The organism is Microbacterium hominis (assembly GCF_013282805.1).
Taxonomy (GTDB): Bacteria; Actinomycetota; Actinomycetes; order Actinomycetales; family Microbacteriaceae; genus Microbacterium; species Microbacterium hominis_B.
The window spans coordinates 3,774,538-3,786,468 of record NZ_CP054038.1 but is presented as its reverse complement, the minus strand read 5'-3'; the positions used below and the strand labels follow the sequence as shown (position 1 = coordinate 3,786,468).

General features: G+C 70.1%; 11 protein-coding genes. 7 read left to right on the top strand and 4 right to left on the bottom strand.

The genetic code is table 11. The annotated features are described in order from the left end of the window. Positions 1 to 12: 12 nt before the first annotated feature. Positions 13 to 918, bottom strand: a complete 906-nt coding sequence (locus HQM25_RS16950) for a LysR family transcriptional regulator (RefSeq protein WP_172991308.1) — start codon at positions 916 to 918, stop codon at positions 13 to 15. 156 nt (positions 919 to 1,074) lie between these two features. Here HQM25_RS16950 and HQM25_RS16945 point away from each other — a divergent pair, with 156 nt between their 5' ends. Genes HQM25_RS16945 through dcd form a run of 6 tightly spaced genes read left to right on the top strand, consistent with a single transcriptional unit; the run spans position 1,075 to position 7,548 of the window. Beyond that, positions 1,075 to 1,620 (top strand): quercetin 2,3-dioxygenase, encoded by a 546-nt coding sequence (locus HQM25_RS16945; RefSeq protein WP_172991307.1) that lies wholly within the window; start codon positions 1,075 to 1,077, stop codon positions 1,618 to 1,620. A 2-nt stretch (positions 1,621 to 1,622) separates the two neighbouring features. Continuing rightward, positions 1,623 to 2,390: an alpha/beta hydrolase gene (locus HQM25_RS16940; RefSeq protein WP_172991306.1), complete on the top strand. Its 768-nt coding sequence runs from the start codon at positions 1,623 to 1,625 to the stop codon at positions 2,388 to 2,390. Between the two features lie 36 nt (positions 2,391 to 2,426). Beyond that, positions 2,427 to 3,416, top strand: a complete 990-nt coding sequence (locus HQM25_RS16935; protein ID WP_172991305.1) for an alpha/beta hydrolase — start codon at positions 2,427 to 2,429, stop codon at positions 3,414 to 3,416. Beyond that, the gene (locus HQM25_RS16930) at positions 3,409 to 5,685 is read left to right on the top strand and encodes an alpha-L-rhamnosidase (RefSeq protein ID WP_172991304.1); all 2,277 of its coding nucleotides are present in this window, start codon (positions 3,409 to 3,411) and stop codon (positions 5,683 to 5,685) included. Before HQM25_RS16935 ends, HQM25_RS16930 begins: the two co-directional genes overlap by 8 nt. After that, positions 5,682 to 6,911: a family 1 glycosylhydrolase gene (locus HQM25_RS16925; protein ID WP_172991303.1), complete on the top strand. Its 1,230-nt coding sequence runs from the start codon at positions 5,682 to 5,684 to the stop codon at positions 6,909 to 6,911. The genes HQM25_RS16930 and HQM25_RS16925 overlap by 4 nt, the downstream gene beginning before the upstream one ends. A gap of 31 nt (positions 6,912 to 6,942) precedes the next feature. Further along, positions 6,943 to 7,548, top strand: coding sequence for a dCTP deaminase (gene dcd, locus HQM25_RS16920; protein WP_172991302.1), 606 nt, complete (start codon positions 6,943 to 6,945; stop codon positions 7,546 to 7,548). Between the two features lie 279 nt (positions 7,549 to 7,827). Here dcd and HQM25_RS16915 read toward each other — a convergent pair whose 3' ends face one another. From HQM25_RS16915 to HQM25_RS16905, 3 genes are all read right to left on the bottom strand, one after another. Further along, on the bottom strand, positions 7,828 to 8,997 hold the full coding sequence (locus tag HQM25_RS16915; RefSeq protein WP_172991301.1) for a M14 family zinc carboxypeptidase: 1,170 nt from the start codon (positions 8,995 to 8,997) through the stop codon (positions 7,828 to 7,830). A 218-nt stretch (positions 8,998 to 9,215) separates the two neighbouring features. Beyond that, the gene (locus HQM25_RS16910; RefSeq protein ID WP_172991300.1) at positions 9,216 to 9,965 is read right to left on the bottom strand and encodes a PDC sensor domain-containing protein; all 750 of its coding nucleotides are present in this window, start codon (positions 9,963 to 9,965) and stop codon (positions 9,216 to 9,218) included. Further along, the gene (locus HQM25_RS16905; RefSeq protein WP_172991299.1) at positions 9,962 to 10,753 is read right to left on the bottom strand and encodes a FadR/GntR family transcriptional regulator; all 792 of its coding nucleotides are present in this window, start codon (positions 10,751 to 10,753) and stop codon (positions 9,962 to 9,964) included. Before HQM25_RS16905 ends, HQM25_RS16910 begins: the two co-directional genes overlap by 4 nt. Before the next feature lie 138 nt (positions 10,754 to 10,891). Here HQM25_RS16905 and HQM25_RS16900 point away from each other — a divergent pair, with 138 nt between their 5' ends. Further along, complete coding sequence (locus HQM25_RS16900; protein ID WP_172991298.1) at positions 10,892 to 11,929, top strand: ABC transporter ATP-binding protein; 1,038 nt, start codon at positions 10,892 to 10,894, stop codon at positions 11,927 to 11,929. Positions 11,930 to 11,931: the final 2 nt, after the last annotated feature.

The following is an 11,931-nucleotide window of genomic DNA, read 5'->3' as shown; positions in this document are numbered from 1 at the left end:
CGGGGCGCCCCGTCAGGAGCCGTCGCTCATCGGAGACAGCGTGCGTGCCGTGTCGCGGAAGGTGTGGACCATCGGGTTTCGCGAGTCCGCCAAGGTGCACAGCACGATGGTCGCCGGCTCGATGTCGGTGATCGGCAGGTACGCCAGCTCCGCCCGGCGGTAGTGGTGGGCGGCGGACTCTCCCGCGATGTTCACGCCCGCGCCGGCGGCGACCAGTTCCAGCAGGCCCTCGACGCTATCCGCGGTCGGACCCCGATGGGCGCGGGAACCGTCGGGCCGTGGATCCACCAGCCACCAGTCGATGATCTCGGGATCGCCGCCGCCCGCGGCGACGAAGATCTCGTCGGCGGCCTCGAGGATCGAGATCGCCTCGCGATCGGCCAGGCGATGACCCACGGGCACCACCAGCACCCGCGGCTCACTCCACAGCTTCTCGACACGGATGCGGGGAGGCAGGTTCAGCGGCCACGGGGCGAAGACCACATCGGCGCGAGCACTGTCGAGGTCCTCGATCACGTCGAAGAAGCCGAGTCGGCGCATCTCGATGCGCGCCGACGGCACCCGCTGCAGCGTGGTCGCGATGGCCTGCGTGGTGAGCACGCCCGCGCCCGCGGCAACGACGCCGACCCGCAGGCTGGGCGCGTCGCGGTCGCGGCGTGTGGCGCGAGCCCACGCGAGAACCTGCTCGTGATCATCCTGCACGCGTCGAGCCAAGGGCAGCAGCTCCCTCCCGTGGGCGGTCAGCTCGACCTTGCGGGGACTCCGATCGAACAGCCGCACGCCGATCTGGTCCTCGAGCTTGCTGATCTGCTGGCTCAGCGAGGGCGGCGTGATGCTGAGTCTCTCGGCGGCGCGGCCGAAGTGGAGCTCGTCAGCGAGCACACAGAAGTATCGGATCGTGTGGATGGGGACGTCCATGCCTCCGACCTTAGTCTGCGACTAACGCTGCGTAGGGATCTCGAACTTCCGACTTCCGCCTCAGAACGTGAGAATCGAGGAAATCGGAACACGAATCGGAATGACCCGATGATTCCCCTCGCCTAACGGCGAACAATGCTTCACAAGGAGGTAAGCATGACTGTTTACGCGATCGACGACCCGGAGAAGGCCCCCTTCGCCGGAATCCTTCCCGCATCGCCGCGACCCTTCGTCCTCGGCGAAGGACAGGGCGAGAAGTCCCTCGTCTTCGACCAGCTCTTCGAGATCCTGCTCTCGGGCGACGAGACCGACGACCAGTACGGCGCGTGGACGATGAAGGCCCGCCGGGGCGACCGCATTCCCGCCCACATCCACCTGAAGACGCACGAGATCTTCTACGTCGTCGACGGCGAGATCTCGGTGTGGATGGACGATCAGGCCGACTACCACTCGAAGACCACCCTGACGACGGGCGACTTCGCCTACGTCCCGGCGGGGATCGTGCACGCCTTCCAGATCGAGAACACCACGACAGTCTTCGGCGCCGGCACGGCGGGTTTCGAGCGGTTCTTCCACGCGATCGGCCAGAAGACCGACGCGGTCGCGCCGGAGGGCGTCTACGTCCCTCCCTTCGAGGTCCTGCGTGCCGCGGGGGAGAAGTACGCGACGGTGTTCATGCCAGAGTTCTCGTTCCGAGACTGAGCATGGCGGCTCCGATCGTCGAGATCGACTTCGCGCAGCCCGAGGGCTTCCGTCCGCTCTCCCTCGACCTGCGGGTTCCCGAGCGGCCGGAAGCTCCCCTCGTGGTGTTCTTCCACGGAGGGGGATTTCTCCGGGGCACGCGCAGGGTCTTCACGCCGGGGGTCGCGACGGCGGACTCCTTCGACCGCATCGTCGGCGGCGGACTCGCGATCGCATCGTGCGAGTACCGGCTGAGCGGGGAGGCGCGGTTCCCCGCTCAGCTCGATGATGCCGCGGCGGCGATCGACTGGCTCCACGAGCACGGCTCGGAGTACGGCGTCGACCCTGCGCGCATGGTGCTGTGGGGGGTGTCGGCGGGGGCGACGATCGCAGCGCTGACGGCGCTCCGGCGCGAGGACGTGCGCGGCGTCGTGGACTGGTTCGGACCGACCGAGCTGTTCGCGATGGCCGCGCGCTCCGACGGGGAGCCGCAGGAGACCCGCGAGGCGCGGTGGCTGGGTGCGCCGGCCGTCACCGTGCCCGACCGAGCACGGGCCGCCTCGCCGGCACTGATGGCGCACGCGGGCGCGCCTCCTTTTCACATCGCCCACGGCACCGACGATGCGCACGTTCCCTTCGAGCAGAGCGAGCTTCTCGCGGCAGCCCTCGCCCGCGAGGGCGTGCCCGTCGAGCTGCGCCGCGTCGCGGGCGGCCGTCATTTCTGGGAGGGCCTCGACACGGGCCCCCTCTTCGACGACGCGATCGCGTTCGTCCACCGCGTCGCACTCTGACGCGCCGATACTTCGACACCCGACCTGGAGGTCCCCATGACCGTCGCCGATGCCGCCGACACCGTCGCCCACCGTGCTCCCGAGATCGCCGACCACGAGTGGCCCCCGCCGCCCTACATCCGGCCGGTGGGAGGCGAGCGGCCGGTCCGACCGCGCGGTGCCCGGAGCTTCGAGGGCCTGACGTACTCGACGATCCCCGGCTACCGACCGCTCCTGCTCGACCTCCACGCGCCCGACGGCGTCGAGAATCCGCCGGTCGTGCTCTGGATCCACGGCGGCGCCTGGCTCATGGGCGATCGCCGTCTCCCGCCGGTGATGTGGCCGGTCGGGGCGCTCTTCCAGAGGATCGTGGATGCCGGACTCGCCGTCGCGACGATCGACTACCGTCACTCGAAGGAGGCGCCGTTCCCCGCCCAGCTGCACGACGCGAAGGCCGCGATCCGCTACCTGCGCCGGTTCGGCGCCGACCTGGGGATCGACGCGGAGCGTCTGGTCGTGTGGGGCGAGTCGGCCGGCGCACACCTCGCCGCACTCGTCGGCCTCACCGGCGGTCGGCCGGAGTGGGAGGGGGAAGAAGGCGTGCGGGGCCTGCACACCGAGGTCACCGCGGTGGTCGACTGGTACGGCGTGCACGACGGCGAGCGCCTCGAATTGCGCTCGCTCCCGGTCGATCCCGCCACGGTGCCGGAAGGCCACGCCGACACGCTCGCGCGCGAGCCGCTGCTCACCCTCACCGAGAGCTCACCGCTCGGAGCCGAGGCGCTGCGACTCTGTTCACCGGTCGCGCACGTGCGCGCCGATGCCCCGCCGTTCCTCGTCATGCACGGCGAGGCGGACGGCCTCGTGCCGATCGCGCAGAGCGAGGTGTTCGTCGACGCGATGGCCGCGGTGGCGGCATCCATCGATTTCCGCCGTGTGCCCGGTGCCGATCATGTCTTCCTCGGGGTCGACCCTCTGCCGCTGATGGACGAGGCGATCGCGTGGATCGGCGACCTGCTGGCGATCGAGGAGGACGCGCATGCCTGACCGGGTCGCCCGATTCATCGCCCCCGACGAGGAGTTCGACGGCGCCCCGCGGCTGCGCCGGCAGATCGAGCTGGATGCCGGCCATGGGCCGGTTCAGCGTGCGAGCCTGCTGGTGACCGCGCTCGGCATCTGCGAGGTGTGGGTCAACGGCCGTCCGGTGTCGGACGAGGTGCTCACGCCGGGATGGTCGGCGTACGAATGGCGTCTGCGCACGCGCGAGCACGACGTGACCGCGCTCATCGAGCAGACCACGGTGATCGGCATCGCGCTCGGCAACGGCTGGTACCGGGGGAGGATCGGCTGGGACGGCGACCGCGCGCTGTACGGTGCGGAGCTCGCCGGCTTCGCCGAGCTGCGAGTGCATTTCTCGGACGGCCACGAGCAGGTCATCGGCACGGACGGATCATGGACGAGCGGCCCCAGCGCGACGACGGCCAACGACCTCTACGACGGACAGTCCATCGACGCGCGCCGCCACGGCGATGCTTGGCTCGCCGCCGATTTCGATGCCTACGGGTGGGCCGGGGTGCACATCGTCGACGTCGACGACGAGACGCTCGAGCCCGCGATCGCGCCGCCCGTGCGTCGTCACGAGCACGTGGGTCCGGTGCGGGCCTGGCTGTCGCCGGCCGGCAGGACCCTCGTGGATTTCGGGCAGAACCTCGTCGGCTGGCTGCGGGTCAGCGTGCGCGGCGAGGCGGGCGAGGTCGTGACGATCCGCCATGCCGAAGTGCTCGAGCACGGCGAACTCGGCACGCGTCCTCTTCGCTCGGCGCAGGCGACGGATCGCTTCACGCTCAGCGGCGGCGACGATGAATTCGAGCCGACCTTCACCTTCCACGGATTCCGGTACGTCGAGGTCGACGGGTGGCCCGGCGATCTCGACAGCATCCTCGGGGGCATCACGGCCGTCGTGGTCATGTCCGATCTGCGGCGCACCGGCTGGTTCCGCACCTCGAACGACATGCTCAACCGCCTGCACGAGAACATCGTGTGGGGCATGCGCGGAAACTTCGTGGACGTGCCGACCGACTGCCCGCAGCGCGACGAGCGGCTGGGATGGACCGGCGATCTGTCGGTGTTCGCACCCACCGCGGCGTTCCTCTACGACGCGCAGGACTTCCTGCGCGACTGGCTGCGCGATCTCGCGATCGAGCAGTCGCACAAAGGCGCGGTGCCCATCGTCGTCCCCGATGCGGAGAAGTACTTCACCCTTCCCGAGGGGATGCCGCAGCCGGGCACGACAGCCATCTGGGGCGATGCGGCCGTCTGGGTTCCCTGGGCCGTCTGGACGGCGTACGGCGACCGACGCGTGCTCGCAGACCAGTTCGACTCGATGATGGCCCACGCTCGTGCGATCGAGGCGATGCTCGAACCCGGCGGGATCTGGACGAGCGGATTCCAGTTCGGCGACTGGCTCGACCCCGACGCGCCGCCGGAGGCGCCCTTCCGCTCGAAGGCCGACCCGCACGTGGTCGCAACGCTGTGCGCCTTCCGCACCGCCGGTCTCGTGGCCGCTGCCGCCGAGGTGCTCGGCGACGTGTCCGCGCGGGATGAGTGCGCGGCGCTGGCGAGCCGGATCCGTGAAGGGTTCGCGGCCGAATACCTGCGCGACGGCGTGATCGAGAGCGACTGCACGACGGTGTACACGCTCGCGATCGTGTTCGGCGTGCTGGACGACGACGACCTCGCGGCGGCGGGCAAGCGGCTCGCCGCTCTCGTGCGCGCGAGCGGTCACCGCATCAGCACCGGCTTCGCCGGCACGCCCTTCATCGCTGATGCGCTCACCCTGACAGGACACCTCGAGGACGCCTACCGGCTGCTGCTGCAGACCGAGTGCCCCTCGTGGCTGTACGCGGTCACGATGGGGGCGACGACCGTCTGGGAGCGCTGGGACTCGATGCTGCCGGACGGCACGATCAACCCCGGCGGCATGACCTCGTTCAACCACTATGCGCTCGGCTCGGTCGCCGATTGGATGCACCGCACGATCGGCGGACTAGCCGCCCTCGATCCCGGCTACGAACGCCTTCTCGTCGCCCCGCGGCCGGGAGGCGGGCTCACCTGGGCCCACACGGAGCTCGACACCCGTCGGGGTCGGGCATCGGTGCGGTGGGAGACCGACCCAAGGGCGATGACGGTCGAGCTGACCGTGCCCGACGGGGCCGAAGCGGTCCTTCGTCTGCCCGGCACGGCAGACGAGGTCATCCCCGCCGGAACCCACCGACGCACCGTGCCGATCACTCACGACGACAAGGAGTCCTCATGACCAACCCCGGCCGTTTCCCCCGCGACTTCCTCTGGGGCGTGGCCGTCGCCGGCCACCAGAACGAAGGCGGCAACTCCGCGAGCGACATCTGGTTCCTCGAGAACGTCGAGCCCAGCCTCTTTCGCGAGCCCAGCGGCGACGCCTGCCGTGCGTACGATCTGTGGCCCGACGACCTCGACCGGGTGGCGGGCATGGGGTTGAACGCCTTCCGCTTCTCCGTCGAATGGGCGCGCATCGAGCCGGCCCGCGGCGAGGTCGCCACGGCAGAGCTCGACCACTACGACGAACTCGTCGATGGATGCCTCGCCCGCGGTCTCGCGCCGGTGGTGACGTTCAACCACTTCGCCGCGCCGCACTGGTTCGCCGCGTCGGGTTCGTGGCTCGGCGTCGATGCCGCCGCGCTGTTCGCCGCGCACTGCGATCGGGTGATGGCGCGGATCGGCGACCGCATCGCCGCCGGAGTCACCCTCAACGAGCCGAACCTCGAGCAGCTGCTGCAGGACAAGCTCCCCCCGCACATCGAGCAGATCAAGCTCGACATGCTCGCTGCGGCCGCCCGCGCGGCCGGCAGCGACCGGTACTACGCCGCGAACGTCATTCCCGCCGCCGCCCAGGAGGAGTTCCGGGATGCGTTCACCATCGTCCATCGCACGGCGAAGGCGGCCATCAAGGCGCGCCGCTCGGATCTGCCGGTCGGCGTTTCGATCGCCATCGCCGACGAGGTGGCGCTCCCGGGCGGCGAGGAACGGCGTGACGCCAAGCGCGCCCGCGTCTACGACCACTGGCTCGAGGTCGCCCGCGATGATGACTTCATCGGCGTGCAGAACTACGAGCGGATCTCCCACGGACCGGACGGCGAGGTGGTGCCCGAGGGGGAGCGCAACGGGATGGGGACGGTCATCGAACCCGCATCGCTCGCCGGCGCCGTGCGCTACGCGTACGAGCGGTCGGGTGTCCCGGTGTTCGTCACCGAGCACGGGCTGCAGTGCGACGACGACGCGCAGCGGGCGGCGTTCATCCCGGCATCCCTCGATCTGCTCGCGGAGGAGATCGCCGCCGGCACCCCGGTGCTCGGCTACTGCCACTGGACGCTCATGGACAACTTCGAGTGGATCTTCGGCTACGGACCAAAGCTCGGCCTGCTCGCGGTCGACCGGGACACGATGGCGCGCACGGCGAAGCCGAGCGCGGCGGTGCTCGCCGACTACGTGAGAAGGGAGCGATGACCCTGCACCGCAGCCCGATAGGCTGACTCCCGTGCTGCTCAGTGACCGCGACATCCGGCTCGAGATCAGCGCGGGGCGCATCGGGCTCGACCCCTGGGAACCCGGGATGGTGCAGCCGTCGAGCGTCGACGTGCGTCTCGACCGCTACTTCCGGCTGTTCGACAACCACAAGTACCCGTTCATCGACCCGGCCGAAGACCAGCCCGAGCTGACGCGCCTGATCGAGGTCGAGCCCACCGAGCCGTTCATCCTCCACCCGGGCGAGTTCGCGCTCGGTTCGACCTTCGAGCAGATCACGCTTCCCGACGACATCGCCGCACGCCTCGAAGGCAAGTCGTCGCTCGGCCGGCTCGGGCTGCTCACCCACTCCACCGCGGGGTTCATCGACCCCGGGTTCTCCGGACACGTGACGCTCGAACTGTCCAACGTGGCGACTCTGCCGATCAAGCTCTGGCCGGGCATGAAGATCGGGCAGGTCTGCTACTTCCGCCTGACCTCGCCCGCCGAGAACCCTTACGGATCGGGCCGGTACGGAAATCGCTATCAGGGGCAGCGCGGGCCGACGGCATCCCGTTCGTTCCAGAACTTCCACCGCACCGACGTCGGCTCCACCGACGCGGGCAGCCGCGGCGCCTGACACAGCGAGGGTGGCGCGGACAGGAACGGTCCGCGCCACCCTTGGTGCCCCCAATTGGCATCACCTGGAGCTCTGCCGTTCTTCCCCAGCCCTGCGTCGCTCAGCGACGGTGACTACTGAATTCTGCAGGATGTCACCCCCGCGCGATAGGGGCAGTTCGAGCGCGGGCCGCGGTCGCTGCGATCTCCGGAGAGCGCGCCGATTCGGCGCGGCGGAAACCGGACAGAAGCCGAGAGGGCGGCCCGGAGAAGTCCGGACCGCCCCCGCTGCGCAGGTGGCTCAGTCCGCCGGCAGCGTGCGCCGCTCCGGGATCGCCTCGTATGCCTCGGGATCGAGCGTCTCGACGGAGCCGTCGGCGATCGCGGTGATCAGTCCCTTGAGCCCGACCTCGACCTGCTTGGCGAGGAATCCGTTGCGCTTCTGCCCATCGGACTGGGTGTTGCTCGAGGTCTCGAACAGCACCGTGGCGCTGCCGCGGAGGGCGAACGAACCCAGCGCCGTGCCCGGCAGGTTGGTGTTCTGCGGGTACAGCGTGAGGTCTCCGAACGCGGACTCGCCGTGCGCCTGGAGCGCGTCGTAGACGGCGACGTTCGCACGGCGCGAGGCGTCGTAGTCGAACTCCGGCCAGTCGCCGAACGCGGTCGGGTCGGCGATGAAGCGGCCCGAGATCGACAGCGGCGACATGTTGTCGGTGCCGACCTGCTGGTAGCACGGCCACTGGTTGTGGAGATCGACGAAGTAGTCGACGGTGCCGAACTCGCCCTCGAGGCCCGCGTACACGTCACGGAGCGTCTGAGCCTCGGGGGTGATGTACCAGCCCGTGTCGGCGCTGTTGCCGGGGAAGTCCTCGGGCTGCGGGACGTAGTCCAGGTCGGGGTTGAAGTCGCGGTTGACGTCGAAGCCCGGTGTCGCCGCGCGGTAGTTCCACGCGGGCTGGACGCCGTCGAGCTGCGGGAAGTCCTCGACGACCTCGGCCCACGTCATGCGGTTCTGCCGCGTGTCGTGCTCGCCGCCGTCGACGTTCAGGCGCGGGATGGCGACGATCGTGATGTTCTCGCGGATCTCGGCCGCTGCCGCCGAGCTGCCGCCGAGCTCCTTGAGCAGCGAGAGCAGCGCCTCGGTGCCGTGATTCTCGTTGCCGTGGATCTGCGACTGCACGAGGAGGACCGTGTCGCCGGTGCCGACGCGCGCCTGGTAGATCTCGCGTCCCTCGTTGCTGTAGCCGGCGACCTCGACGTCGACCGTTCCCCTGCTCGTGGCCTCGATGGACTCGAGCTGCTTGGTCAGCTGGGCGTGGCTGACGAAGCTCGCACGGGGCCCTGCCGTCTCCGTGCCGCAATGGGAATTCACCGGGATCGCGGTCGCGGCGGGAACGGCCGCGATGACGGCCGTGCCGACCAGTGCGGCGCTCGCGAGGGCGGCCACGGTGAGTCTTGTCTTCGTTCGCATGATTCTCCAGTTCCGTGCGGGGGTGGTTCTGGGTTCATGCGACCGTATAGGTCCACTCGCGGTCAAGCGTTCTCATCGGAATCTCACAGATTGGGCATCCCGCAGATTCCAGAACCAGCATGTTGGCGGCGCGTGTCGCGGATTTCTGGGCACAGTGCAACATGTCCTGTGTGGCATGGTTCAGCCGGGGAAAGCCCTGGTCGGCCGCTTCTGGTTGCTCAGGCGCCGATGACGAGGGCGAGCGAGGTGTCGCCGCACGCGAGCACCGAGCCGCCGCCCGGAAGTATGACGGGCGCGGCATCGACCGCCCTCACCGCCTCGGGGATCCCGTCACCGCGCAGCAGCGAGCCGGGCTCGCGCCGCGCATCGGTCGAGGTGACCACGCGGCCGGAGGAGTTGACGAGGGTGGCGGGCGCGCGGCCGCCGCGCAGCACCGGGAGCAGCTCGCGCTCGAGCCGGTCGACCAGGGCGTCGGCCCCGACCAGCCCGACCATCTCGCCGTCGACGACGACGGGTGTCGTGATCGTGACCGTGTAGTCGTCGGTGCACACGTAGTCCACGTACGGGCCGGTCAAGTGGCGCGCGCCGGTCAGCGCCGGGATTCGCCACCACTCCAGCGTCGTGTAGTCGCGGAACTGCTCGTGCCGCGGGTCGTCGATCGTCGCGAGCCGCCGAGGGGCGGCCCCGGCGACACCGGCCAGCCACCACGCCAGGTGCCACTCGGCGTCGGCGAGCGTGCCCGGGGCGGCGACGAAGCCCGCGCCGGTGAGGAGCGTCCGTCCGCCGACGGCCGGCACCGCGAAGCGCGCGACGAGCGGATCGAGGGATGCCGCGCTCGGCGCGGCATCCCTCGTCCACTGCTCTTCGACGAGGGCGCGCCAGCCGTCGATCGTCGCGAAGATGTCGTCGATCGTGGCCGCGACGTGCGCGGCCACCTCGCTCGCGGAGCGGGTCGCGGTGGTGGTCATGGGAGTTCTTTCGCGAGGGAGGTGTCGGCCGGGTCGGGGGCGAGGGCGTCGATGCGTGCGCGCTCGTCGATGAGCCAGTGGAAGGCGTCTTCGATGTGGGCGATGGTGGCGCCGCGCGCCTGCGCGGGGGCGTAGTCGCGGATCGCCGCGATCACCCGCTCGCGTGCGGTGGCGCTGCGGTCACGGTACTCCTGCTCGCGCAGGCAGAGCCAGAGCAGGGGGCCCGCCTCGCTCTGCAGGCGCATCTCCTCGTGCACGAGCCGGGGGGACTGGCTGATGGCGGCGACCTCGAGCTGGAATCGGCTGAGCGCGCGCCGGGCGCCCCCGGTCGTCGTGAGATCCGCGTCGGCGGCGACGCGACGCAGCGTCTCGACGTCATCGTCGCTGGCGCGCTCGGCGGCCGCCTCGGCGGCGGTGCCGGCGATGGCCGAGACGTGAAGGGCGAGGTCGCGCAGCTCGATGCGGCTGTGGGTGCGCAGACGCCGGTCGAACAAGCGCGCGGCCGTGTCGCGATCGAAGGTGACGAAGCTGCCGCCGTCGCGACCGCGACGGGTGCGGACGAGCCCCTTGTCGCGCATGCCCTCGAGGGCCTCGCGCGCGGTGACGAGCGCGACGCCGAGGCTGCGGGAGAGATCGGACTCGCTGGGGAGGCGCTCGCCGTCGCGCAGCACGCCGCTGACGATCGCGTCGGTGAGCCGCTGCTCGACGAGCTCCGCGCGGCCGGTGCCGTCGAGGGGGGAGAACACGACGGCGCGAGCGGCGTCGATGCGTCCCGTCGCGTGCGGCATACGGCTCCTGAGTGGGGCGGATGGCGGCGTCGCGAGTTCGTCCTCGGCGACCGTGACAAGACCGTAACACGGATGATCCCCTTTTGACATATGGATCCATATGATTTAGTTGCATCGACATCGAAGGAGATCGTCACCATGACTGATCAGACCCAGCCGGCCATCCGGCTGACCGGACTCGCCAAGTCGTTCGGGACCGTGACCGCGGTGGACCATGTCGATCTGGAGATCGCCGCGGGAGAGTTCTTCTCCATGCTCGGCCCCTCGGGATCGGGCAAAACCACCGTGCTGCGGCTCATCGCCGGCTTCGAGCAGCCCACCGGCGGCACGGTCGAGCTGTTCGGGCAGGACGTCACGAGGAAGGCGCCGTTCGACCGGGACGTCAACACGGTGTTCCAGGACTACGCGCTGTTCCCGCACATGAGCGTGCTCGACAACGTTGCCTACGGGCTGCGGGTGCGGGGCGTGAAGAAGGCCGAGCGCCGCGAGCGCGCCATGAAGGCGCTGGCGTCGGTGCGGCTCGAGCAGATGGCCGGGCGCAAGCCCTCTCAGCTCTCGGGAGGTCAGCGCCAGCGCGTGGCGCTGGCCCGCGCGACGGTCGTGGAGCCCAAGGTGCTGCTGCTCGACGAGCCGCTGGGCGCCCTCGATCTGAAGCTGCGCGAGCAGATGCAGGTCGAGCTCAAGGAGATCCAGCGCGACCTCGGCATCACGTTCATCTTCGTGACGCACGACCAGGAGGAGGCGCTCACGCTCTCCGACCGCATCGCGATCTTCCACGACGGGCGCATCGAGCAGCTGGGCACCCCGCGCGACCTGTACGAGCGCCCGGCGTCGCGGTTCGTGGCCGACTTCGTCGGCACCTCGAACCTGTTCGACGCCGAGCTCTCCTCGGCCCTCATCGGCCGCGCCGGGGACCACTCGATCCGTCCCGAGAAGCTCGTGCTGCGCCCCGACGCCGCCACCGCCGACGGCGAGCGGTCGGCCGCGGGCACGCTCGTCGAGTCGATCTACCTCGGCAGCGGCATCCGGCGTGTGGTCGACCTCGACGCGGGGATGCGCATCACCGTGCTCGAGCCCAACGACCGCACCCGCATCGGCGACGACGACCGCGGCGATCGCGTGCACGTCGCGTGGCGCGACGCCGACGTGATCGCCCTCACTCCCGTCGGCACCTGAGC